This is a genomic window from Chitinophaga eiseniae (assembly GCF_900167135.1).
In the GTDB taxonomy this organism is placed as follows: domain Bacteria; phylum Bacteroidota; class Bacteroidia; order Chitinophagales; family Chitinophagaceae; genus Chitinophaga; species Chitinophaga eiseniae.
In genome coordinates, this window is record NZ_FUWZ01000002.1 from 844,216 (window position 1) to 869,426 (window position 25,211).

Below are 25,211 nucleotides of genomic sequence, written 5' to 3' on the forward strand. Positions count from 1 at the left end.
TTTCAATCAAAAAATATTCTATGGCAAAAGAAAAATGGTTGATAGATTTAAGTGAGATGGACGAGTTTCAGCGGCAGATTTTGGAATTAAGTACTGAAGACAGTTACCTGATAAGGGGATGCGCAGGAAGTGGAAAAACAATACTTGCTTTGCGAAGAGCACATGACATTAAAATAAAATCCATTGCAGAGAAAAAGCCGGTAAGCTTCACACTGTTGGTGTATACGAAAGCTCTTCGTTCTTTTATAAAATCTGGTGTTTTGGAGTTGGGATTGGATTTAAATCAAGTGGTTCATTATGACGTGTGGGATGAAAGTGCTGTTGATTATATTGTGGTAGATGAAGTGCAGGATTTTGATAAGGAAAAAATAGAAGCTGTAAGGAATGCAGCCAATATATCAATGATGCTTTACGGAGATTCTCACCAGCAGGTTTATCATGGTAAAATGAGTACAGAAGAAATAGCTGATTTTCTCAAACTTCCTCAAAAGGAATTATTAAGAAATTATCGTCTTCCTAAAACTATAGCATCTTTCGTTTCGCATGTTAGTGATGATCTATTACTTGAAAACAAATGTGTTAAACTGGGGACTGAAAAACCAAGAATCATAAAGTTTGCCACTTGGCAACAGGAGCTTGACTTTATAATGAATGAAATAAGAACGAGGAATTTAACTGATACAGCTATATTGTTGCCATATAATACTAAGAGTGCTGCCAACTATGTTCCAAGAAATGTTCATAGAAATGTTGAATCTGTAAGTGAATATCTTGATAGCCAGGGATTTAGTCATGAATTCAAGATGCGAGATGATAACGACTGGGATAGGTCAGATTTAGACTTTGACTCAGAGTTGCCCAAAGTTCTCACTTGGCATAGTGCTAAAGGGTTGCAATTTGAGGCAGTTTTTATGCCCTTTTGCGAATATCCATATCATGATGATTGGTTTGTTGAAAATTATAAAAAGCCGCTTTATGTAGGGCTAACTCGAAGCTATAAGCACTTATATTTAACGCATTCAGGAAATGTTTCTCCATTTTTCAAGAAGATACCTCCGTTTAAGTACGATAATTAAGTTTACATGAACTACTACTACTATCCTTTATGCTCAAAAGAATTCACATTTGAAAATATATTTTCTAGTGAATCTGTGTCTCCTCCAAAGGTTTATGAACTTAGAGGTTTCGGTACTGATTTTTTCTTTAAAATTGAATCATTTCATCATGATGAAATGATTGTTTTATATAATAAGGCTCCAAAATATTCGGTTATAGAATCGACTTCTAACTTTTCAAAATTCATTTTAAAGGTTAGTGAAGAGGCGATCGATTTGAAAAAAATAATCTTTGTTTCTGAGGGCATTATTGGATATCCAAGTACCATCTATCTTAATAAAAATAATTTCGAGTTGCTTTTTTTCTCAGAAAAAGAGCTTATAACTTTCTGTTTGAAATCAGAAGTTTCACTTTTAACTAAAGGATACAAAAAGTATAAAAATAATTTTAAAGTTATCGATGAAGAGGATTGTGTATATTTTGATACCAGTTCACTTATGCAGATTGAAATCAATAGCACCGAAATTAATGAGACCATTGATTCGGACCGTAAATTTAATTTTTTTAAAGGTTTTTGTTATGGATTAGCCACTGGGTTATTGAAAAGTGGTTCGAAAATGGAAATGCTCTTAAAACGCTCTCTTCAAGATATTACGAACTCATTTGCAGAGTTTAAAAATAGGATGGATCACGAAAACAGATGGGATTCAGGAAGAGTAGGAAGTAGTAAAAAAATTGAAAGAGATATATTCAGAACATTTAGTGATAGAGTACTAGATGCTATTCAATATGCGGAATCTAGTTTCAATTCATATCTTCCTGGAGAGAGTTATTCTGAGAAGCTGTTGAATAAATATATCCATAAAAAACTTGAGTCAGAGGGGTATACAAATGAGGAGATAGAGCAATTTCTGAGGTTCAAGAAAATGGAGGAATTGTTACTGGGATCGAATTTTTTATCAACGGTAAAGACTAATTACCTGAAAAGTGAAAGTAATAATCCTTCTATATATTTTGAAATTTTAAGGGATGTAATTAAGCGATATTCTATCCCCAGAAATTATAGTTCCGATTCAGAAAGATTGTCTAAAGATAGTTTGACAGATCAATTCAAAAAGACCATTTTTGATCTGAGTAAAACAGTAGAGTCGGGTGTAAAAAAAGTTAGTATTAACAGCGATTTGAATCTATCGGGAATTTCATATAACAATGTAAGAAACGAAGTTAGTATTCAAGTGCCTTTTAAAGATTTAGAGCAATCTACATTAAATGAATATTTAATTGTCTTAAATGTAATTTTACAAAATCCAAAGAGAAGAAAAGGAGAAGCTCGAAAAGAGGAAATATTGCATATTGTTGATAATGTAGCGTCGGGAATAAGCAAAAGTGTGGATGGGAAGAATACTAGTCTATATCAATATCTAAATGGAGAAATTAATGAATATGATTCAAACAAGGTTCACTCGATAGTAATGAAAAACTTCATCGCTTTCTCTTTTAATTCAGATAGCATTGAAAAGCTTGAAAATTATTTGAATGCAAAAGCTCTAGATTTAAAGTGGATGGCATTTAGTTTCTGGTGCTGTTTTAACGGCTTTGCAAATATCAGCGGCAATTTTGTTTCAATATTTTTCGATGAAAATAGCAGTTCGGGTGACTATGTAGATCAGTTTGTTAATGAGTGCTATTTTAATGGGGAATATTTATCAAATGACCGAATTGAAGATAATCCAGCGAATTCAGATATTCCACAGCAATTAGATAATAATCACAGGGAGAAGGTTGTATTTGAGAAATATATAGAAGGGAAGTTTAAACTTTCATTGGCCCAATTTCAGGAGGTATTGAAATTGGGTAGTAAAGAAAAAATGGTCGAAGAATTGAAAAGTAGGTATAGGATTTCTAAAAAAGATGGCTTAAAGCTAATGACGCATGTTGATGAAGCATTTAATAATTTGTCATTATTTTAACCTTTTTATAATTGCATTACGTGTTAGAACGCTTATTAAACACATTTATCAAACTTCAATTCATAACTCTAATTCTTATGGCCGAAGTTCGGGGAAGCCTACACCATTGCTTTGGGTTACTCAGGGACGCGATTCTGATGGCAGAGAGTCGCATTTTCTTTGGCGCTACTTTTTTCATGCGAGATTTTTTAGGTTTTTAATAAGAAATATTAACGGAGAGTCTATAACAAAAGAATGACAGCATCAACTGTTTCCGCTATTGTAAAATAGCGCTTTCCTCTGCGGCCTGAAGTCAATCCTGAACATATACTTTTAAAAAAGCGGGCGTACCTACACCACCGCCCCCTTTACCACTAAGGTCCCTGTGGGTGTCCACAGCTCTTTCTCCCATTACTTCTGTGTCATAAAAGCCGCTTTTTTTGTCGTGAATGCCCGCCACCTTATTTGTGGCCTTCTGCTATTTTTGAACTATCTTATTAAACAATAAAACCCATCGACATGAGAACTGTATCCTTCGGCATGAACATCAGCCTGGATGGCTATTGTGATCATACCACCTTTACTCCCCGTGAAGAACTGTATGATTACTTCACAGAAATGATGCAGGATGTAGACCTGATTTTTTTCGGTCGTGTGATGTATCAACTCATGTTTCCCTATTGGTCCGATGTTGCCAGGGATCAATCCGGCACAGCCGATGAAAACAGATTTGCCGAAAGATTGACGGCCCTCGAAAAAGTGGTGGTATCCCGAACATTGGAAAATGCGCAGCACCATACGCGGATCGTTCGAAGCAATCCCGTAGCAGAGCTGATGAAACTAAAGCAACAGCCTGGTGGCACCATCTCCGTAGATACCGTCAGTATGTTGCCGGAACTGATCTCCGCAGGCCTTATCGACAAATTTAATCTGGTGGTCCACCCTGTCATCGTGGGAAGAGGGAGACCTTTGATAGATGCCGGCAGCCTGCAGGAAAACTTTAATTTAAAGCTGGTCGACTCCATTGTTTTCAAATCCGGATGTGTGGCGCTCCACTACGAAAAACAGTAACAGGAAACACCATCTCTAACCACCTGGCACGATACTAACTGTATCGGCTACACGTTCTGTTCTTCGTGTCCAGAACGCAGACGTTTTCCATCGTTGCTCCTTTCGATAGAAAGCGGCTTTTATCTGAAGATATTGCTGAAAATGTTGCTGCAAATCCTTATGGTAACTGATGATACCGGCTGCATCCCTCTGCAGTTGCAGGTTGGCAGCCAGTGCTGCATGACATGCGGAACTGATAGCAAAACCGATTCCCATAGAGGAGATAGGATCAAAAGACAGCGCCGCATCTCCGGCGGCAAGGAAATTTTTTATAGTACTGGTATCCGTCATTTGCGTGAAAGCGTTTCTTACCCAGGGCTTCCCGTATGCATGACTACCCCTTGTTAAGGGCAACAGGTGTTTTGTAGACGCCAGCAGCCGGTTCCAGTTATCGGGTTGTTGCCACTGGTGTTGTTTAACAAGGTCACTATCTGTGAAGAAGGTGGCGACCATCCGGTTGCCGGGCATAGCGGCGTAGTACCACCAGCCTTCCGCTGTTGTTTCCAGTAGTATTTTTTGTTCAGGCGTATGCGTTGTATCTGACTGCAGATAAGCGCCAATGCCGGTGAGCTGGTCATACTTCTTGCCGGGAATCCCCAGATGCCGGCAAACCTGTGCCTGACGGCCGGTAGCGTCCATCAGGAATTTTGCATGTACCTCAAACTGTCCTTTTGTTTCATGTTGCAGCAGTATGGTCCAGTGACTGTCAGCGTTTTGCTGGTAGTGCAATGCCCTGGTGCGCGGAAACAGCTGTCCGCCGCGGGCGGCCACCTGCGTGGCCAGAAAGGAATCGAAGAGGTGTCTGTCCAGCTGATAGCTGCGCCCTTCGGCAGTATAGATACTATGCCGCGAAACAAGCCGGTCGCTCCCCCATGCCGCCTCACTGTTATAGCCTTCCTGTATGCCGGTGTCATCAAAGGTATTGCGCGGGATATCCAGGTATTCCAACAGCCGGAATATGCTGGCGTCCACGTGTTCGCCTACACGAACATTATCATATGCGCTGGTTTCCGCCACCACCACCTTACAGGTGGTATGCGTAAGCAGGCATAAAGCGGCGGCGGTACCTGCCGGTCCGCCGCCTGTAATGAAGATATCTGTATGAATTGACTGCATATGTTTAATATCTGTTCCGGGTGCCGGAGCGGGGCAGCGGAAGTCCTTCGGCCGCTACAGCAATAGGTTTGAATGCGAGTGCTTCCAGATGCTCTACCAGTGCGGCGCCGCGGGCACTCATGTTCATCACCTCCTGTTTGTTTTCGCGGATGAAGTAAACAGGAATGGTCGTTTCATCATCGTTCTGGTTGCCGCTGATCTGCCCTACCGGCACGTCCTCATAGGTAAATAGTTCATTTACCCGTTCTGTTTCCACGAGGTAAGGAAAACCTTTGTCTCCGGCATTCTGGTCTCTGATGAAGCCCAACGCGGACCAGTGTTCTACCATTTGCACGAAGCTGTTGATACCCCGTTGATAGTTGACCTGTAACCCAGCCGGCGCATGCGCTGCCGCTTGCCCTTCCTCGGTAATTTCCCCGATGAGTACATCCCATGGACTTTGTGGCGGCCACCAGTAAGAATAATAAGTGGGTGGAAGCGGCTTACCATCTTCCTTATTGACGGTAGGATTGGTGAAGTTGATATACTGGATAGTGCACTGGAAGAAATCTGCCTGCCACGGGCAAGCCATACGTTTGGTAAGATCTCCCGGTTCACAGCCGCGGAAGCTGGCACATTCATCTTCTTCCGGAGAAAGCCCTGTAGCGTAATAGTCGCCTTCATGCTGATGAATAACATAGGGCGATTTATAGACCAGTTGATTCTGCATACTCCAGGTTACTTCAATACCCGGGCACATGGGCAGCCCCACGCAGTTGCCCACACTCGCTGCGTCCATAGGGTGGATGTAACCCTGCGCCGGTTCTGGCGTATTTTCAAATTTTCCTTTAGCCCACTGCGACATCAGGAAATACTGGGTATCGTCGAGCGAGAGGAACTTCATGATGTTCACTTCGCTGACCGAGTTGCTGCCGGAATTCAACGGCATTCCCGGGAAATAATCACTCCCATTGTGTTTCCAGAGCTTTTGCTGTGACTGCTCTTCCGGGGGAGCCACAGGTGGTATTGCATCAGGCCTGCGGAAATAAGAAAAATACCGCTCCCGGTTTTTCCTGTTAGCTTCCGACGGATCTCCGTAATCAAACTGAAAAGAGCAGAAGGCCATCATGGACGGTACATTCGCCACCCATTGATATCTGCTGATACGATCGATGACCGGCAGGATATCCCGTTTGAAGTTGGCCACATAATTTTCATTCCAGGTGTTATTATTATACATTTCCGGTACCATCTGCAGACGGCGTACCCCTACATCAAACATGGTGTCACTGAGGGTGGATATGTTTACTATCTCCGGTGCAAAGTCGGGCGAACCAATGATCACCCAGGCATGCAGTGTTACTTTCGGTGTGCTGTCTTCAAACTCAACAACACATTTAACGCTACCGTCTGAAATATCATCATGCCAGGTATCGGAACCACCATAGCTGGTCAGCGGCTTATCGCCACCAGCACGGCCGTATCCTCCCAGCACCACCAGCCTGCCTTTATCATCTGTAAGCAGGTCTCCCAGTGTAGTCACCGGCGTACCATAAATCACCTGTTCCGGCGGATACTGCACAGGATAGTTGGCAGGCGCCTGGTCCCTGGTAAAAGCGATTTTTTGCTGGCGTCCGCTCACCGTTCTCGGCCCCGGATCTATAATAAGCTTTTGTCGCGCCTCGCGGCCCTCCACATCTTTATTACGCCATGGCACTTTCTGATTGGTGTAACTGTTTTCATAACCATACATCAGGTTACCTTTCAGCTCTGAATACTGGTACCACGCCGCTTTTTTATTAGCCAGATGTACCGTCCAGGTGATGGAGCTTACATTGGGTGTATCCAGTGTGATCTCTTCGCCCGCTTCATTATAAATCATGAAAGGTTGTCCCTGGCGCTTTATCAGACCAGCACCGTCTTTGAACTTCGTAATAGGACCCAGTGCGTTTCCATGCACATCGGCATCAAAGGGAAGACCGCCAATGGCGCGGGGGGATAGACAAATCTGATCCGGGCTGTTGCCCAAACGGGCAACACCTACAGAGGGGTGTAGTGATAATTTCATTGCAGGGGAATTTGGTTTTTGTTGTGGAATAGTGATAGTACATACAACAATTCTATTGGGCCTTTATAACAGTAATGATTATTTTGAGTCTTTGAGTTTTACAGGTAGATTAAATCTATGTCTTTTTTTCGATATAAAAATCACCCGAAAAAAAATCAGAAAAAATTTTCCGGTTATATACAGTGAGGTAATTTTTCCGTACCACCCACTTATAATTGTTCGGAGTCCTACTCCATTAAATCCACCAAAGGATTGATGATATTACATCCAATAATTTGCCAGCTGCATGCCCACAACAGTCATTCTTCCAGGACCGCAGTTTGAAGTACCCGCTAATCAACGAAAAATCACGGACCGTAAAATTGAAATACTTTTTAAAGCGTTACACACCAGCGTTTCGTTCTTTTTTCAGCGATGGGCTCCAGGACGGTGTTTTTTTCACACCTACAACAAGATACCAATCAGATGATGCTGTAAAATAACACGATTGTGTTGTTAGCCTGCGAATATTGTTTCATCTGCAGCGAAAATCAATCCGCCTCTTCATCATCCGGGAGGAATTGTAATTTTAAACTGTCATCTAACCCGGAAAGCTATTGGAACAGGATAAGATCGTCTTTTTACAAAAGGCCTATAAAGGCAGATATTACTTCGGCGTATTCCTGCTGCTGGTCCCTCTTGCAGCAACATTGCTGGTGTTTTGGAACACCTACCCGTTTGCCTATACGCGCCCCGTTGATCCTATATCCGGACAGGAGCTCTGGCGCGGTGAAGTACTTCATTCCAGGATACGTGACAGCTGGCTGGCAACGGGTTTTGTAGGCGTCACCTCCGGCCTGATGTGCCTGGCCGCCTGGAGGTGGACGCAACATTTTATCACCGGCTACACCCACATCGCCCGGGACATGTCTTCACAGGATTTTGAGCGTCTGCGCAGGCTGCGGGAGGGATTGTCGGACTATAACCCCAACAGCATCATTCCGCCTTACCTTGTAAAAGATAATGTATTGTATGTCTTTAAAGCTTTCCGAACACTGACCATCCCCTTCGCCGACATGGACGAGCTGGGCATCTGTTATAATTACAGCAAGGGAGGCGCTCCTAACGACCAGGTATATATTAAGGCCGGCGGTCATCGCTATTACTTTCACATCAGCAATAGCAGGAATTACACGGAAGAACTGGAAATACTGGCCAGACAGGCCAGTCCTCCTGTCCCGGTTGTCCACTACAAAACGCTGACAGGTCACCTCGCAGCCACTTTCCGGCGAAGCAGATAATGCATGTAGCTAAAATTCAATATCCAGGTTGTATTTATAGAGCAGCCCGGAGAGATTCATAGCAGAAAAACGGGCTTTCTTCAGCTTATTAAAATCCGGATCTATCCCAAAATTCAGGGCGGTCCTGAAATCTGCTTTTTCCAGTACCGTATTGGAGAATCTTGCGCCCGACAGATCAGCATTTCTGAAATCAGCAGCGGTTAAATCAGCTTCAGAAAAATCCACTTCCTTTAGCGAGCATTCCCAAAACGGTGTTTTTCTCAACCGCGTTCCCAGGAAGGTGGAATAATCGAGTGTACATCCATAAAAGGAGAAGGCGAACATCAACCTGTTACATTGGGTAAAGTCAATACCCAACATCTTGCATTCCGTGAAGCTGGCGTCGCGGAAACCGGCCCCGTTCAATATAGCCATTGAAAAATTGCACTGTTTGAAATGGCAGTCCACAAAGTCATTCCCCCGCAAATCACTCTTCGAAAAATCACAACCTATGAACTCGCATTCTATAAATTCCCTGTTCTTCAGTCTTTTTTCAGCATAATTCACATCGGTAAATGTTTTCTGCTGATGTGCTATCGGTCCGTTTGAGCTGGTCATAAACAATGATTTTTTGAGAAACAAATACAGGAAACCACTAAAATACAATTAATAACTATCTTTATTACTGCATGAAAACGTATCTGCCATCACTGCCGCTGCAGCCCTTCATTCAGGTTTACAAAATCATCGAAAGCCACGATGAAAGGGTGAATCGCGTGTTGCCGGACACTACGCCCGCCATCGCCTTCCGGTTTAAAGGGCAGGTCCGTTACCTCTCCGGGGAACAGCCGCCCGTTGACCTGCCGGCTTCCGTTATTTCCGGACTCAGAAGTACTGTGAGGCTGATCAACTATCAGCCTCACAGTGCCGCCATCATTGTGCAGTTCAAAGCCGCCGGCGCTGCGGCATTTTTCAAAACGCCGCTTCATGAACTGTTTGAGCACAGTATTTCACTGGACCATTTCTTCATCCGGCAACAGATAACGGATATGGAAGAGCAGTTGTCCGCGGCCACCAGCGATACACAAAGGGCCGCATTGCTGGACACTTTCCTGCTGTCGCAGCTGCGTTTCCCCAAACAGGACCTCCTGATACTGGATGCCCTGCGGCAAATACAACATGTCAAGGGCGATCTAAGTATGAAAGCGCTGGCGGCCGCCAACTACCTCAGCCAGGACGCTTTCGAAAAACGTTTCAGGAGAGTCATCGGCACCACCCCCAAACAAATGGCTTCCATCATCCGGATGCGGTCTGTTCTTTTACAAATACCTGCCGACAGGAGTTTAACCCATCTTGCGCTGGATGCGGGCTATTTCGATCAGGCACACTTCAACCGCAGCTTCCGGCTGTTTACCGGCCTTACGCCTACCGCTTTCTTCCAGGCGCCTCTCTTCTGGTAAAATCACTGATTTTTTACAATGATGCGGGTACGGTATTCCTCAATTTTGGGGTACTAAACATTACCATATGATCAAACGATTATCGCTGTGCGCCCTGTTGCTCGCCAGTGCTACCGCTTATCCGCAGGTCAGAAATATTCACACTAAAAAAAATTTAACTATGGATACCGTACAACAAAACAAAGCCGCTATCATTCGTTTTTACGAACAGACGCTGAACCACCGGCAGCTGGAAGATGTCGACCAGCTGGTATCGGCAGATTACACCAATCTTCAGGGTGAGAAAGGCCCACAGGGCTTTATAACGCAGGTCCTCGCCCTGATAAAGACTTTCCCCGATGCCCGGTGGACACTGACCGGCATCGCTGCTGACGGAGACAAAGTCTTCGTCAAACAACAGATGACCTGCACTCATCAGACAGCTTACCTGGGCACCACGCCTACCCACAAAACACTGACCAGTGAAGGCACCGCCATCTACACTTTTAAAAACGGGAAACTCATTCACCATGAGATCCTGACAGACAGACTGGGATTCCTTCAACAACTGGGCGTATTACCGGCTGATGTAACGCCACCGGCTATACAGGAGGCCGTGTATTTCATTGACAAATTCACTGTGCCGGCGCAGGCCATCGCTGAATTCACCGAACGGATGAACTATAACCGGGGCTTTATCCGGCAGTTGGAGGGGTTTGTCACCGACCGGATATACCGGCACCAGGAAGAAAACGGGCAATGCTCCATTGTCACCGTGGCCACCTGGAAAAACAAAGTCAGCCTGGACAATGCTAAAATGAGGGTACTGGAAGAATATAAACGGATCGGATTTCAACCGGCGGAATTTTATCAGCGGCTGGGAATAAAGCTGGACAGGGGGATTTATCAGGCGGCGGTCAACTAGTGATTGTTTTTCTCCAGCACTGCCATCACGCTTAGCAGTAACGGGAAAGCGCTGTCCATTCCCTTGCGGATGGTCCGCAGCGCCTGGGAGATTTTTTTCTCTACTGTTTTGACCGAGATTTCCATCCTGTCTGCAATTTCCCGGTAGGTGAGGCCTTCATCGCGGCTCATGCTGAAAATGGTGCGCTGGTCTTCCGGGATGGCCGCCACTACCCGCTGCAGCACGCTGTCCAGTTCCTTAAAAGCCAGGGGCTCATGCTGTAGGAGATCTTTAGAGATGTGGGCCAGCCGCTCGTAGAAATTCGTGTCTGACTTGAGGTTCCGCAGGGCTTTCAGCTCCTGGAAGCGGACCGCCTGGAAAAGGTAAGCTTTAAGATGTAGTATTTCCACCTCCTGCCGGCGGTGCCACAGGGAGATGAACACTTCCTGCACGATGTCCTGCGCCAGGTCGCCGTCGGACAACATATTACGGGCGCGGAGATACAATACCTTCCAATAACGGTGGTAGACCGTGGCAAAAGCATCCTGATCGTCCAGTGTTATCTGGCGCCAAAGCTGATCATCCGTATATGTGTTGTAATCCGACATGAATCGCTACCTGTTGTTTGCGGGCCTACAAACAGGAAGTAACAAGTGATGTATCCATTCAAAATGGTTGGTGAGGGCGAAGATAACCCTAGCAGCGAAATAATGCAAGTCCTTTTTCAAAAGGAAAGGGTGCAGCCGCATGGCTACACCCTTTTTTTCACGGGATATGGTTCGTTGGTTAAAGTTTTTCCAGTTCGTCCACCAGTTCCTGGGCCAGTTTTTGGATTTTGGACGTTTCTGCATCCGCCAGCAGCCTCGCTTTACGGGCAGCGGTCAGACCTTCCTGTTTTTTCTTCAAGGTAAGGCATACCCATCCAAAAGTGCTCTGGATGCTGTACTCTTCCGGTTCCAGGGCAACAGCTTTTTTCGACATTTTGTAGGCCTGTGGCAGGAAAGCAGCCGTTTTAGGGTCTGCTTCGCGTTTGCCGTTGAGGCGGCGCGCCAGGAAACTCAGTTTTTCTGCATCTGCCTTCAGTATGCCTTTCATGGCCTTGTCCGTCAGTTTCACATATGCTTTTGCGTTGCCCTGCTGTTGATACCATTCGGCTTCCAGCATCACCGCCTGCTTCTGTCTGTCCGGCGATGCCGATTGTTTAAAATGTTGTAATCCTTCAAAGAAGCCTTTCTCATCCTTGTTGTAGATTTTCGGGTACAGGGTGCCGGAGACGAGACGGTCAGTGAGGGCGTCGCGTTCCTGCTGGCCGGCGTAGGAGGCAAACTGCGCCTGGTTGGCCAGGTAGTATTTACCCAGCCGGTCATCGCCGGAACGGGCGATATTTTTAATGATCTTCCAACCCAGGGGTGAGTTCAGATCAGCCTCCGCTACTTTTTCGCTGAGCTCTGTACCGATTTTTTCGGCCGTACGGCGGTCAGACCGTGCTACCGCGAGATAATAATTCAGCAGGAACGGAATGCTTCTTTCGCCGGCGTTGTAGCGGGCAGAAAGGGACGACATGCTGCGGTCCGGGTCCGTGGCCATACGGCCTTCTTCCAGGAACTCTTCCGCAGACATGCGGGAACCGGTGCGGTGTACCACTTCACCCTTACCATTGATGAAAAGGTAAGTAGGGAAAGACTGTACATTGTATTTCTTTCTCAGCTCCACACCGTCGCCCTTTTCCATATCCTGTTTGGTGTTGAGGAAGTGCTGGTTATAGTAATTATATACCTCCGGCACGTTGAACACATTCTTCTCCATCCACTTACAGGGAGCGCACCAGGAGGTGTAACAATCCAGGAATATCAGTTTATTCTCTTTGGCAGCCTGTTCCAGCGTGGCCTGCCAGGCAGCATTGTTAAACGCTATTTCCTCCTGAGCTCTTGCTTTGAGCGCGACTAAAAGACAGAGTATCGATAAAATCTTCTTCATAAAAATGAGGGTTAGGCCCGGAGGAACGGCTACCTCCGGGCGGTTCATGGTTTAGCGTTCGTATTGCGGCATGTCCGGATTCATCGCCAGCACCTTCGGCGGGATCGGGAATACATAACGTTTATCATTGGCCGGCAGCGTGTAAGTCTGCCCGTTATGCGTATGGGTAACGGTTTTAGCGAAACGGGCGTCTTTGTTCAACCGCTTCAGGTCTGCCAGGCGGTTATATCCCATCATGGCCAGTTCTCTTCTGCGCTCTTCCAGCACCAGGCGGAGGGCTTCTTCGTTGTTGGCAGCTGTCAGTGGCTGGTTATTGACGATACGGTTGTCACGCAGGGTATTGATCAGCTGCATGGCCCTGTCTTTACTGCCGGTACGGGCTTCCGCTTCAGCAGCATTCAGGTACAATTCCGACGTACCAACGCCCAAGTTGAAGTCAACATAAGCGGCCCATAATACGCGGCCCGGGAAGAATATCTTATCCGGTCCGAAAAGCGCTTCACCGTCGCAATAGAACAGTCTAAAGCGCTTATCCACAGCGCCTGCCGGCAGGTTCTTCTTAAATACGCTGATCAGGTCGGGATTGGCATACACCTCTCTGAATACGCTGGAAGAGCTGGGGGTACCGCTTCTGAACCAAATCGTTTCCTTATTGAGATGTCCTTCCGGGAAGGAAGATTTATCCGTGGAGTTGAATACGCGGCCCCACGTCCCTTTCTGTACATCGTAGGCGGCGTAGCTCATCAGCGTATTATTCACGCCGAGCGCTTTGTTGGCATTCTCCAGCGACGCCTTATAATCTCCCATATACAGGTTTACACGGCATAGTAAACCATAAGCAGCGCTCTTTCCCGGCTTTAAAGTATTGAGTACTTTGTCCGGCAGGTTCGGCAACGCTTCTTCGAGGTCCTGCTTGATTTGTGCATATACTGCTCCTACACTTTTCCTTTCATAAGGCCTGGTAATATCTTCCGTTAACACCAATGGAACCCCCAATGCATTAGCAGCACTGGCAGGATCATATTGTTCGGCATAGATATTTACCAATGTCAGGTATTCAAACGCACGGGATACCTGTGCCTGGGCACGCAGGCGCTTTTTCTCCTGTTCGGAGGCGTCCGCCACTTTCATCACATTATTGATGACGGTGTTATAAACAAAGATATTGGCGTAAGAAGGATTCCATTGCGGATCGCTGTCATTCTGTTCAAATATCTGTCCGGGAGAGAAATTATACAGATTCCGTTTGTATACGCTGAGGAATGGATAAGACGCAGACTGATTAACGTCATTATCCTCACCGGCTTCCACATCATCTGTGATATAAGCCGGATAGGCCCCCACCGCTGCTACCAAACTTACGTTGTTCATGAGCTTCTGATAGTCATCGAAATACTCGGGAATGGTATAACCTTTCGGTTTTATATCAAGGTATTTGTTACATGCAGGCAATGTGGCAAAGGATGCACCAGTAAGTAACAGTATGAATATTTTTTTCATGTTTGTTCCGTTTAGAAATTAACATTTACACCAACCGTATAGCTGGGAGGTACCAATGCTCCCCTGGTGGCGTTGATAATAGTACCGTTCCATACTTCCGGGTCCAGGTTTTGTTTATTGGCAGACCAGCGCCATACGTTCTGTACCTGGAAACTCAGCCGCATGCTTTGTATATAAGCTTTCTTCAGCAGTGTTGACGGAAGATTGTAGCTAAGCGTTACATCGCGCAGTTTGATATAGGATGCTTTGCTGATATGTTTGTCCGCTGCTTCCCACAGGTTGGTGGTAGTAGTGGAGGCGCCGCTGAAATAGGCTGGTGCAAGGTCCGGATTCTGTTCATCTCCTGGTTTCTTCCAGTAATTAAGTGCCAGACGGTCCATATTGCTGGTATAATTCAGCTCCGGGAACTTGGTCAGATAAGGCGCTACCACGTCCCTCATGACATGGCCACCGTAGTAAATGAACATAAAGAACAGATCAAAGTCTTTATAGTGCAGGGTGTTCTGGAGAGAGGCAGAATAAGGCGGCACTGTTGTTCCGCTATATACCAGATCATTCACGGTTAAGGTCTGTGTGGATTTCACGATCTTTCCGTCTTTGGTATAAACCTGCGGGCGTCCGGAGGCATCCAGGCCGGCGTACCGGAGACTGTACAAACCATCCAATGGAATACCTTTCCGGCGCTGAGCCTGGTACACGTAGCTATATACAGAATTTTCCGATACGTCCAGGTGGGTCAGCTCATTCTTGTTATAGTTGAAGTTAAACGTGGTATTCCAACGGAAGTCCCTGGTCTTGAAATTGGTGCTGGTCAAAGTAATGTCTATGCCACGGTTATACATGCTACCGTAGTTAACAATGTAGGACTGCCAGCCCAGGGTAGGGTCTGCTGCCATGTATCCCAACAGGTCAGAAGTATTCTTATTATAGAATTCAACAGAACCCGTCAGTCTGCCGGAGAGGGTGCTAAAGTCAACACCGATATTGGCCACCTTGGTTTTTTCCCAGCGCAACCCGGCGTTAGGCGGGCTGTATACATAGGCTTGTGATTCATTTGTCAGGTAGTTGGTGTTGTCGTCCTTAGTGATCATGTATGGACCTGCATCTTTCGGGATGTTGCCATTCACGCCATAGGTAGTACGTACCGCCAGGCGGTCCAGCCAGCTGATATCTCCGCCATCGGTTACCACATACATCAAACCTGCTGACCACATTGGTTTATATTGATATTTGGGATCTGTACCGAACAGGTTAGACTGGTCTATCCTGATGCTACCGGACGCTGTGAGCTTACGTTTGTAAGTATAGGAAGCATTACCATAAAAAGACACGAACCGGTCTTCCTGATCACGGAACCCACGCTCTTTGTCTTTATTCCTGCTGTCCAGTCTGAACTGACCAAAAAGAGACCGCATATTTCTCAGGCTCTGGTTCAGCATCAGTTCATCAATCGGCTTGTAATTGAGGCTGTACTCATCATATCCGTATTTATAGATATTGGTCGCGGTGTTCCTTACCTGCCGCCTTTCTGCACCCGCCAACGCCTGGATTTCATGGTCATTGCCGATCAGTTTATCATAGTTCAACTGCAAACGCAGCATATTGGTAGCTACGGTGCTTCTGTTTTCGTTAAACTGACCACCCAGCGGCAGCAGAGATACGAAAGCAGTATCACGCGTAGCGTCATTGAGCATGGTGGTGACCACGTTGGCATTTTTACGGTACAATTGCTGTATGGTGGTGTCCATGCGCTCTGTCTGGTAACGTACATCCAGCGACAATCCGTTGATGATCTTGAAATTAGCGCCAACATTGAGGTTCAGGTAGTTGCCTTTCCGGGTGTAATGCTGCCTGTTGAGCTCATCCAGTGGGCGATAGGTTTCGTCTTGCAGGCCGAGGCTATTCAGCTGGTCAATTTCATACTGGGATTTGCTCAGGTACCATTGGGTAGGCTGCCCGTCCGGATCGCGCAACATATAATAAGAGGCTTTTCCGGTGTTGAAGTTCCTCATCCCCAGAAACCCGTTATCATAATCTTCTTTGATGCTGCTTCCTAAAACGCCTACGTCTACACGCATCCATTTGGTGAAGTTGAAGGTGTTGCGGAGGTTATAACCCAAACGTTGGGACTGCTGGGCTTTTTCGTACGGATTCGTACCGAGATAGTTGACGGAGAGGTTATAACGGTATTTTTCGCTGCCGCCGGAGAGGGACAGGTTATGCTGGTTGGTCACCATGGCTTTGCGCAGCAATTCGTCTGTCATCTGATCATAACGGTCGTTGTTACGAAATACGTCCAATGCGCTTTGCAGCTGCTCTTCCGTGATTTTACCGCCTTTCCGTTCATACAGCAGTCGATACACATCATTCATGGCTTTACGGCGATCGATGGCGTTATAATCGCCCGAGCGGTAGTTGAACATGTCCCGCTGAAAATCTACCAGTTCAGCACTGGACATCCGGTTGCTATAGCCTCTGGATGGCAGCGGGGTGAACTTAATGGCGTTGTTATAGGTGATTCTCATGGCGCCGGGTTTGCCCTGTTTGGTTGTCATTACGATGACACCATTGGCGGCGCGGGCGCCGTAAATAGAAGCGGCGGTCGCGTCTTTCAGTACTGTTACCGTAGCAATATCAGAGGGGTTGATCACCGCGCTGTCTCCTTCAAAGGGCATCCCATCAATTACATACAGGGGAGCAGTTTGAGTGCCCAGGGTGGTGACCCCGCGGATCTGCATTTTGCCTTTATAGGAGGTCATCCCTGCGGCCATCCCTTCGAGGCGGTCCAGTATCCCTGTCTGCATTTTACCGGCCATATCGTCGGCGGAGATGGTGGAGTAAGAACCGGTAGCGCGTTCTTTGGAGATGGTCTGATAACCGGTGCTAACCACGGAGATACCTGCCAGGCGGCTGGAAAGCTGTTCCAGCTTAATTTGTATGCTGGTATTTTTACCGACGGTCACTTCTTTTGTATTGAAGCCCACGTAGCGGATCACCAGCACATCACCGGGCTTGGCGTCGATATTAAAACGGCCGTCCACATCGGAGATAGCGGAGCGGGTAGTGCCTTTGATCACTACGGAAGCGCCCGGCAGCGCGGTGCCGGAGCTGTCGGTAATGGTACCGGTGACCGGTATGGCGGCAATGGTTGCTGCCGCAGGGGGTGCTGCCGGCGCATTTTTTTCCCGTTTGATGATCACCACCTTGTCTACAATCGTAAAGGTAAGGGGCTGCTCTTTAAAGCATTCCTTCAGCGCGGCCGACAGCTGTACGTTCTTCAGGTCCAGGCTGACATGGTCCGTCTGCTGCAGGTCTTCTTTGGAATACAGGAAAGAATATCCTGTTTGTTGTTGCATCTCCCTGAAAACCCTGGTTAACGGTGCTTTCTTTACAGAAAGCGTTACTGTCTGCGCAAAAGTGCCCGCACTCACATGCATAAAAGCAGCCAGCAGTAACATGACAGTTAGTTTCATAATCTTCCAGATTTTTCTCCGGGCCGGAAACCTGCCGGAGTGCTCATAAGCTGGCGGGTACAGGGTACCGCGCTGGGCTTGGAACCAAGCTCTTAAAATCATACTTTTGATTTTGGGTGATGAATAAAATTTCTAAACAGGACTTTTTAATGTTGCCCACCGGCCAGGGATACTGCGAATATCTCTGGCCATTTTTTTTCAGGCAGATTATTGATTGGTTTTTGCTTTAAGGTTTGACGATAATTTTGTTTCCCTCCACGACAAAAGATACCCTGCCTGTCAGCTCCAGCATTTTCAGCAGCCGCGATACCGGCACATCCCGGGGGACGGTACCCATAAAATGGTGACTGACATTCCCTTCATAAATCACTTCCGCGCCATACCAGCGTGCTACCTGGCGCATCACGGTGTGGATGTCGGCGTCGCTGAAGGCAAACTGCCCGTCTTTCCAGGCGGTGATGTCTTCTGTATCCACCGTATGCAGGGAAAATTGCCCGTCGGGCTGTAGCTGTGCCTGTTGACCAGGTTTCAGCATATATGATTGTTCTTCGTTGTTCACTCTTACGGACCCTTCCAGCAACGTGGTACGGACCCCTTTTTCATCAGGATAGGCGTTGATATTAAAATGGGTGCCCAGTACGGACACTTCCATGCCGCGGACTTTTACTTTAAATGGTTGTTGTGGATTGTGGCTCACTTCGAGATAGGCTTCGCCTTTGAGTTCCACCATGCGGTCTTTGCCGGTGAAAGCGGTAGGGAAAGTAATGGAGGAAGCGGCATTCAGCCAAACCCTGCTGCCATCCGGCAAGGTAAGGCGGAACTGACCGCCTGCCGGTGTGGTGAGGGTATTGTATACCGGTTGCTGAGAAGCGCCTGGCTGCACCTGATACGCCAGCTGACCGTTGCCTGTCCGGCTGATCTTACTATTGCCCTGCGGCGCCAGTGTATCCGTCATCATATCGTCCAGCACCACGGTGCTGCCGTTGGCCAGCGTCAGCGTGGCTTTATTGCCGCCCGGCTTAATGTCGTTATGAAATACAGATTTCTCCCTGACAGCTACGGCAGGGGCCTGCTTGCGGGGGAAAAAGAAAACGCCTCCCACGGCTACCAATGCCAGCACCGCAGCCGCCGCTGCGGCGTAAGTCCATCGGTAGGAACGTCTCCGGGGCGTCTTCATCCGCTGCATGATGCGGTCATACATAACCTGCTGCAGCAATGCTTCCGTCTCCGGTTCCAGTTCCGTATCCCCGGCGGTTTCCAGCAGCTCGCAATAACGGTCTACCAGCGCCTGCTCAGCGGTAGTGGCAGTACCATCCAGGTAACGGTTGACAAGTTCGTGAAAGGTATTTTTATCCATAGCCTGATAGGGAGTACCAGAACAGCACCCGTACCCTACGGCTAAACGCCCTTTTTTTGGGATTTTTTTATATAAATGAATTTATCAAGTCTAACCATTTGATTATAAAATATTAAGCGCGGCGAACCACGCTTAATATTTTTTATAACAATGGCCGGGGGTCAAATACCACCCGGAGGGAACCGAGCTTACCTTCTTTCAGCTGATACCAACTGCATCCGAAAACAGTTTTGTCTCCCATGATATAATCACACAGCACACATACATCATCTCCGTCTTCAAATATTTTATGGACTGTGTATTTCATCTTCATACGGCCCATATCTTCTATGTATACGTCGGCCCCGTCACGGGAGCCCAATACGCCTACAAACTTAAAATCGGAGGTGAGCAGCGCCCGGGCGGACGCCATGTCTTCGTTGTTCAGCGCAGTGAGGAATTGCGCTACGGTTTTTCCTGCGTGTGTCATCATTTACATTTTTTATTCTGCACGCAAAGGTCGGGCCGCTGCAGGAATCCGTCCTGTGACGATCGTCACAAAAGGTTAAGGCTGCCGCCGGCTACGGATGCGGCTCAACGTTTCCCGGGCCACGCCCAGGAAAGAAGACAGCTGCGACAACGCTATCCGCTGCAACATTTCCGGATACTCCTGCTCCAGGTAAGCATATCGCTCCTGCGCACTCATCAGTTTGAACAAAGCGGCATGTTTTTCCCGCCTGGCGGCAATACGCTGCAGGCAAAGCCGGCCCAGCGTTTCTATCTGTGGATTTTGATCTCCAAAACGGGAAAATTCCTCAAAATTTACTATCTTAAAATACAATTAGCCACCTGACCCAAAACAATCTCTCTTATTTTATTTGCCCTAGTTCTTAAACAATTCATGTTATGATGAACAACGAAGCGAAGAAACATCATGAATACATAAAAGCAAAGGGGCAATTCACCCTTGCATGTAATCCTGTGATTTTCTCACATGAAGAAATAGCGTTGTTGGAAAAATATGGATATTGGTTTGAAGCATTGACTAAAGGAGCACTTTTACCATTCAGTGCTGAGCAAGAGCAATTTATTGAAGTAGCTCAAATGAGAAAAAAGCCTGAAACGCTTTATGAAAAATTATGGTTTAGGTATATTAAGCGAAAGGAAATTGAACTAAAAAAAGGTGCAATATTATATACGCCCCCAATGCTGGAGGACGACACTTTTTATAACCGTGAAATGGCAAAAGCGTTGAGAAATGATATGTGGAGACTAACGAAGGAGAATCACAGACAATAACTATGATCATGTGCTCGACTCCCTCACCACCAGTTCCGAAGGGAGCACCATCCGTATATCCTTTGTTGATAGCGGTTTCTTTTCCAGCATCTTCACCAGCACATCCGCAGCGGTTTTTCCCATTTCAAAAGCTGGTTGGGTGACGGTCGTGAGCGACGGCTGCAGAATGGTAGCGATCTCCAGGTTGGAGAAACACACCAGCTTTACTTCCGCGGGCATGCGCAGTTGTAGCTGCCGGCAGGCCTGGTATACGGTCGTTGTCAGTTTTTCCACAGAAGCCAGCATGCCGTCAGGACGCCGCGAACGCTGCAACAGCCTTTTCACCTGCTGGAAATTACGGGCGCTGTCGGTCGTACAGGTAAGGATATTCCGCTGCTGTACAGGCAGTCCATGGTCACCCAGCGCCTGTATATACCCGGCCATCCGCTGACGGCAGATAGACAGGCTGTCGGAGATACCGAGGTAGGCGATCTCCCGGCATCCCTGTTCTATCAGGTGGACGGTAGCCTTATAGGCGCTTTCGGCATCGTCAGTAACGATCTTGGGAGCCGCCATCGTTTCCAGCACCCGGTCGAAAAACACCACCGGCACGTCTTTGTCCATCAGTTCCTGCACATGGGCGGTATCGGTGGTCTCCCGCGATACCGACAACAGCACCCCGTCTACCCGCCCGCTCTGAAAATCTTTTAATATAGCCGCTTCTCCGGCATAACTTTCATGCGTCAGGTAGATGATCACGTGATACCCTTTCGGCTTCACAGCGGCCTCAATACCGTTAATAGCGATCGAAAAAAAGCTGTCCGCCACCTCCGGCAGCACAACGGCTATATTTTTACTCTTACGCCCCCGCAGGCTGCTGGCGTACGCATTGGGGATATAGTTCCATTCGGCCGCCAGCGCCCGCACCCTTTCCTTCGTAGCAGCGCTGATCTCATAACTGTCGCGCAGCGCCTTCGACACCGTGGACAACGAAAGGTTCAACTCCCGGGCCAGCGCCCTGATATTCACATTTTTCATGAGCAATAAATCTACGAAACCGGTTTCGTAAATAAAACTCCCCGTCCATACCAATAATCCTGTCAAAATAGCCGAAATTTAAGTCAGCCTTAAAACAGCTTGCCATGGATAACAAACAACCTTCCTTCACTGAAAAAGAAGTGAATCCTTTAACAAGCCTCGACCAGTGGGAAGATGCCGTCCTGGAACGGTATCCCACCCCTGAAAGCATCGCCACCTCCAAATCGGTGGACGAATACCGGAACTACGACACCCCTGAGCGGGACACCGTCCGTGAATTCTACCGTCTCAATCATACTTACCAGACTTATGATTTTGTGCAACAGAAAAGGGCCGACTTCCTGCAGTTCAATAAAAAGGAAATGCCGGTATGGGATGCCTTCAATTTCCTGAACGAATTGGTGGACGATTCCGATCCGGATACCGACCTGGACCAGTTCCAGCACCTGCTGCAGACATCGGAAGCCATCCGTAATGATGGTCATCCCGACTGGATGGTGCTCACAGGCCTCATGCACGATATGGGCAAAGTGCTCTGCCTCTTCGGCGAACCACAATGGGCCGTGGTGGGCGATACGTTCCCTGTGGGCGCACCTTACTCCGACAAAGTCGTTTATCCGGAATATTTCCGCAACAACCCGGACTATCAAAATACCGCGTACCAGGAAGGTACCGGCGTTTATCAGCAGGGCTGCGGCCTGCGTAATGTGCATATGTCATGGGGACACGATGAATACGTGTACCAGATGATGAAAGACCATCTGCCGGAATCCGGCCTGTACATGCTGCGCTACCACTCTTTCTACGCCTGGCACCGGGAAGGCGCCTATGATTATCTGCTCGATGATCATGACCGCGAAATGCTCAAATGGGTGAAACTCTTCAACCCATATGACCTCTATTCCAAAAACCCGGTACCGCCGGACTGGAATAAGCTTCGTCCTTATTACGAAGATCTCGTGGCCAAATACCTCCCTGCCACCTTGAAGTTCTGACTATTCTGAAAAACCTCCGTTTGTTGCTGCACGCCGATCAGGTCCCCCTTTTTGGGGGATCGCAGCAATTAATGTAACTTATCAACCAACTTTATAAATTCCACACATCCACCACATGAATAAGCTGCAGCAAGCGGATTACATCGTCTTTTTCATCTACTTCATCGCCATCGCCACCTACGGGTACTACGTTTATCATCGGAAAAAATCAGCGGCTGCCAGCTCCAAAGACTTCTTCCTTGCGGAAGGCTCCCTCACCTGGTGGGCTATCGGCGCCTCCCTCATCGCCTCCAATATTTCAGCGGAACACTTCATCGGCATGTCCGGCTCCGGCTTTGCCCTCGGACTGGCCATCTCCACCTACGAATGGATGGCCGCCGCCACCCTCATTATTGTGGCCGTGTTCTTTATCCCGCTATACCTGAAAAATAAAATTTACACCATGCCACAGTTTCTGGCCAAACGGTACAATGACAAAGTCAGTACCGTTATGGCGGTATTCTGGCTGCTGGTATACGTGTTCGTTAACCTTACTTCTATTATCTATCTCGGCGCACTGGCTATCGCCTCTATTTCCACCATCCCTTTCGAATGGTGCATCGCCGGCCTTTGCATCTTCTCCGTCATCGTCACGCTGGGCGGCATGAAAGTAATCGGTTATACCGATGTGGTACAGGTGGCCGTGCTCATCATTGGCGGACTGGTAACCACCTACCTTGCACTGACTTTATTATCCGAAAAATTCGGTTATGGCAGCAATATACTGAAAGGCTTGTCTGTACTGCGGAAGGAGGCTCCTTCCCACTTCCACATGATCTTCCACAGCGATCATCCCTATTACAAAGATCTTCCCGGGCTGTCTGTACTGATAGGCGGTATGTGGATCAACAACCTGGCGTACTGGGGCTGCAACCAGTACATCACACAGCGCGCGCTGGGCGCAAATCTGCAGACCGCGCGCAAAGGCATTTTGTTTGCCGCTTTTCTGAAACTGCTGGTGCCGGTCATCGCGGTGCTTCCCGGCATTGTGATGTTCGTGCTGCACAAAAACGGTATGTTCCAGCAGGAGATGACGGATGCTGCCGGGGTCATCAAACCGGACCACGCCTATCCCACGCTCATGAACCTGCTGCCTCCCGGATTAAAAGGCGTTGCTTTCGCCGCGCTGACAGCCGCCATCGTAGCCTCTCTGGCCGGTAAGGCCAACAGCATCTCCACCATTTTCTCGCTGGATATCTATCAGAAATATTTTAACCGCGAAGCCAGCGAAAAACAACTGGTGAGGGTGGGCCGCTGGGCGGTGATCATCGCTATGCTGCTGGCAGCCATCGTAACCCCGTCACTGCGTTCGCTGGACCAGGCCTACCAGTTCATCCAGGAATATGTGGGCTTCATCTCTCCCGGTGTACTGGCCATTTTCCTGCTGGGTTTCTTCTGGAAAAGGACCACTGCCGGCGCTGCACTTACCGGCGCCCTGCTGACCATCCCCATCTCCACGATATTGAAATTTCTGCCCGTATGGACACACGGCGCCTTCCCGGACTACCCGTTCCTCGACAGGATGTCCATCACCTTTGTACTGATCGTTATCCTGATGATCATCATCAGCATCACACGCCCAACGAAAGAAGCCACCGCACATGCATTGGAAATAGACAAGTCCATGTTCCGCACCACGCCCGGCTTTATCGCAGGCTCCATCCTGATCATCGGTATCCTGACGGCGTTATATACGGTCTTCTGGTAGGCCCGATTCGGCCCGCTGCCGGATCACCTGCAGGATGTTGTTCTGGATGTCTTTCATGATCCAGGATGCCCACCAGCTGGCATAAAAATTAAAAGTGGTATGTAGTTTAAAATGGCTGTAGAGATGCAGCCTGTAGATGCCATTAGACAGTGGTTCCAGCTCATAGGTGCCATCCAGCACATCAAAATATTCCCCGCCGATCACGATATGTTCATCCATGGTGGTGGAGGGAATATTGTACGGATCTGCATGTATGGTAAAACGCATACTACGCTGGTGGTTATACGCTGTTACCCTTTCATCGAAGACCAGCCCTTTGTCGAAGATGGCCTTGCGGTAAGCGCCTACACCTTCATAGTTCAGTTCCGCTTTGATGGGACGGGGGAAACCCAGCATACGGGTAAACCAGCCCTTGTCCTGCGCCGCGGCGATTTCGCCTACGCGGGTAACGTTCTTCCAGATGGCTTCCTTACCGGCATGGATATCAATGTAAGTATAGGCCTTGTATTGCCCGGGTATCTTACCAATCAGTTGTTCAATGGGGGAAACGATCAACGGGAGTAAAACAATCAGGGAGATATAGGTGCGTTCCTCTTTGTCTGTATCTCTCCGCTTAAACCGGCCAGCCACGGCGCCACCTGCAGACGCTGCCAAAAGGAACAACGGCAATATCATCAGCCAGCAGGCCCAACCTTCCATAGCTAACAGCAGCGTAACCACGAAAAAAATAATGATCGGCACCCATGGCGCCAGAATGCGATATGCCCTGCTTTCTACCGCTTCCCTGGGAGAAAAGTAAATGGTCAGCGCGCCAATGCCAAACGGCACACCAATAAGAAATGCCAGGCCCATCAAGCTAAAGAGCGTTGACATGCCGTCATTAAAAATAGCATACATCACCAGCGCAAAAACGACAGGAACGACAAAACGCCACAACTTCTGAAACGGTCCGGGGAAAGACATAACAATATATATTTGGCCTCAAAT

21 protein-coding genes are annotated in these 25,211 nt (G+C 47.7%); 9 read left to right on the forward strand and 12 right to left on the reverse strand.

Annotated features, from left to right (window positions below; translation table 11 throughout):
- Nucleotides 1-20 precede the first annotated feature (20 nt).
- From B5D63_RS13060 to B5D63_RS13070, 3 genes are all read left to right on the forward strand, one after another.
- Nucleotides 21-1,076, forward strand: a complete 1,056-nt coding sequence (locus B5D63_RS13060) for a 3'-5' exonuclease (RefSeq protein ID WP_078669230.1) — start codon at nucleotides 21-23, stop codon at nucleotides 1,074-1,076.
- A 6-nt stretch (nucleotides 1,077-1,082) separates the two neighbouring features.
- Nucleotides 1,083-3,026: a hypothetical protein gene (locus B5D63_RS13065; protein WP_143312895.1), complete on the forward strand. Its 1,944-nt coding sequence runs from the start codon at nucleotides 1,083-1,085 to the stop codon at nucleotides 3,024-3,026.
- A gap of 498 nt (nucleotides 3,027-3,524) precedes the next feature.
- A complete protein-coding gene (locus B5D63_RS13070) occupies nucleotides 3,525-4,076 on the forward strand; it encodes a dihydrofolate reductase family protein (RefSeq protein ID WP_078669232.1) in 552 nt (183 codons plus the stop codon).
- A 15-nt stretch (nucleotides 4,077-4,091) separates the two neighbouring features.
- Here the strand turns inward: B5D63_RS13070 and lodB are convergent, their stop codons facing one another.
- Both lodB and lodA read right to left on the reverse strand, forming a co-directional pair.
- The gene (gene lodB / locus B5D63_RS13075) at nucleotides 4,092-5,231 is read right to left on the reverse strand and encodes a lysine-epsilon-oxidase maturase LodB (RefSeq protein WP_078669233.1); all 1,140 of its coding nucleotides are present in this window, start codon (nucleotides 5,229-5,231) and stop codon (nucleotides 4,092-4,094) included.
- A 4-nt stretch (nucleotides 5,232-5,235) separates the two neighbouring features.
- On the reverse strand, nucleotides 5,236-7,278 hold the full coding sequence (gene lodA, locus B5D63_RS13080) for a CTQ-dependent lysine 6-oxidase LodA (RefSeq protein ID WP_078669234.1): 2,043 nt from the start codon (nucleotides 7,276-7,278) through the stop codon (nucleotides 5,236-5,238).
- Between the two features lie 596 nt (nucleotides 7,279-7,874).
- Here lodA and B5D63_RS13085 point away from each other — a divergent pair.
- A complete protein-coding gene (locus B5D63_RS13085) occupies nucleotides 7,875-8,558 on the forward strand; it encodes a hypothetical protein (RefSeq protein ID WP_078669235.1) in 684 nt (227 codons plus the stop codon).
- A gap of 9 nt (nucleotides 8,559-8,567) precedes the next feature.
- On the opposite strand, the gene B5D63_RS13090 is transcribed toward B5D63_RS13085, so the two are convergent.
- Entirely contained in the window at nucleotides 8,568-9,155 is a 588-nt protein-coding gene (locus tag B5D63_RS13090) for a pentapeptide repeat-containing protein (RefSeq protein ID WP_078669236.1), read from the reverse strand.
- A 71-nt stretch (nucleotides 9,156-9,226) separates the two neighbouring features.
- Between B5D63_RS13090 and B5D63_RS13095 the strand changes: the two genes are divergently transcribed.
- Together B5D63_RS13095 and B5D63_RS13100 are read left to right on the forward strand one after the other, a co-directional pair.
- Nucleotides 9,227-9,997, forward strand: a complete 771-nt coding sequence (locus B5D63_RS13095; protein WP_078669237.1) for a helix-turn-helix domain-containing protein — start codon at nucleotides 9,227-9,229, stop codon at nucleotides 9,995-9,997.
- A gap of 67 nt (nucleotides 9,998-10,064) precedes the next feature.
- Nucleotides 10,065-10,901: an ester cyclase gene (locus B5D63_RS13100; protein WP_078669238.1), complete on the forward strand. Its 837-nt coding sequence runs from the start codon at nucleotides 10,065-10,067 to the stop codon at nucleotides 10,899-10,901.
- Here B5D63_RS13100 and B5D63_RS13105 read toward each other — a convergent pair.
- The 7 genes from B5D63_RS13105 to B5D63_RS13135 form a co-directional block, all read right to left on the reverse strand.
- Nucleotides 10,898-11,488: an RNA polymerase sigma-70 factor gene (locus tag B5D63_RS13105; RefSeq protein ID WP_078669239.1), complete on the reverse strand. Its 591-nt coding sequence runs from the start codon at nucleotides 11,486-11,488 to the stop codon at nucleotides 10,898-10,900. The two genes, B5D63_RS13100 and B5D63_RS13105, sit on opposite strands and share 4 nt — an antisense overlap.
- A 178-nt stretch (nucleotides 11,489-11,666) precedes the next feature.
- Nucleotides 11,667-12,857, reverse strand: coding sequence for a thioredoxin family protein (locus B5D63_RS13110; RefSeq protein WP_159456006.1), 1,191 nt, complete (start codon nucleotides 12,855-12,857; stop codon nucleotides 11,667-11,669).
- A 51-nt stretch (nucleotides 12,858-12,908) separates the two neighbouring features.
- Nucleotides 12,909-14,357, reverse strand: a complete 1,449-nt coding sequence (locus tag B5D63_RS13115; RefSeq protein ID WP_078669241.1) for a RagB/SusD family nutrient uptake outer membrane protein — start codon at nucleotides 14,355-14,357, stop codon at nucleotides 12,909-12,911.
- An 11-nt stretch (nucleotides 14,358-14,368) separates the two neighbouring features.
- Nucleotides 14,369-17,830 (reverse strand): SusC/RagA family TonB-linked outer membrane protein, encoded by a 3,462-nt coding sequence (locus B5D63_RS13120; protein WP_159456007.1) that lies wholly within the window; start codon nucleotides 17,828-17,830, stop codon nucleotides 14,369-14,371.
- Between the two features lie 226 nt (nucleotides 17,831-18,056).
- Entirely contained in the window at nucleotides 18,057-19,187 is a 1,131-nt protein-coding gene (locus B5D63_RS13125) for a FecR family protein (RefSeq protein WP_078669243.1), read from the reverse strand.
- Nucleotides 19,188-19,329: 142 nt separating this feature from the next.
- Nucleotides 19,330-19,659 (reverse strand): nuclear transport factor 2 family protein, encoded by a 330-nt coding sequence (locus B5D63_RS13130; protein ID WP_078669244.1) that lies wholly within the window; start codon nucleotides 19,657-19,659, stop codon nucleotides 19,330-19,332.
- A 72-nt stretch (nucleotides 19,660-19,731) separates the two neighbouring features.
- The gene (locus B5D63_RS13135) at nucleotides 19,732-19,884 is read right to left on the reverse strand and encodes a cyclic nucleotide-binding domain-containing protein (RefSeq protein ID WP_200816999.1); all 153 of its coding nucleotides are present in this window, start codon (nucleotides 19,882-19,884) and stop codon (nucleotides 19,732-19,734) included.
- A gap of 188 nt (nucleotides 19,885-20,072) precedes the next feature.
- Between B5D63_RS13135 and maoP the strand changes: the two genes are divergently transcribed.
- Nucleotides 20,073-20,465, forward strand: a complete 393-nt coding sequence (gene maoP, locus B5D63_RS13140; protein ID WP_078669245.1) for a DUF413 domain-containing protein — start codon at nucleotides 20,073-20,075, stop codon at nucleotides 20,463-20,465.
- Nucleotides 20,466-20,471: 6 nt separating this feature from the next.
- Here maoP and B5D63_RS13145 read toward each other — a convergent pair whose 3' ends face one another.
- Entirely contained in the window at nucleotides 20,472-21,548 is a 1,077-nt protein-coding gene (locus tag B5D63_RS13145) for a LacI family DNA-binding transcriptional regulator (RefSeq protein ID WP_235021529.1), read from the reverse strand.
- A gap of 38 nt (nucleotides 21,549-21,586) precedes the next feature.
- Here B5D63_RS13145 and B5D63_RS13150 point away from each other — a divergent pair, with 38 nt between their 5' ends.
- Both B5D63_RS13150 and B5D63_RS13155 read left to right on the forward strand, forming a co-directional pair.
- Nucleotides 21,587-22,477, forward strand: coding sequence for an inositol oxygenase family protein (locus tag B5D63_RS13150; RefSeq protein WP_078669246.1), 891 nt, complete (start codon nucleotides 21,587-21,589; stop codon nucleotides 22,475-22,477).
- A gap of 115 nt (nucleotides 22,478-22,592) precedes the next feature.
- A complete protein-coding gene (locus tag B5D63_RS13155) occupies nucleotides 22,593-24,224 on the forward strand; it encodes a sodium/sugar symporter (protein ID WP_078669247.1) in 1,632 nt (543 codons plus the stop codon).
- On the opposite strand, the gene B5D63_RS13160 is transcribed toward B5D63_RS13155, so the two are convergent.
- Nucleotides 24,204-25,187 carry an APC family permease gene (locus B5D63_RS13160; RefSeq protein WP_078669248.1) on the reverse strand — a complete coding sequence of 328 codons (984 nt, stop codon included), beginning with the start codon at nucleotides 25,185-25,187 and terminating at the stop codon, nucleotides 24,204-24,206. The genes B5D63_RS13155 and B5D63_RS13160 overlap by 21 nt on opposite strands.
- Between the last annotated feature and the right edge of the window lie 24 nt (nucleotides 25,188-25,211).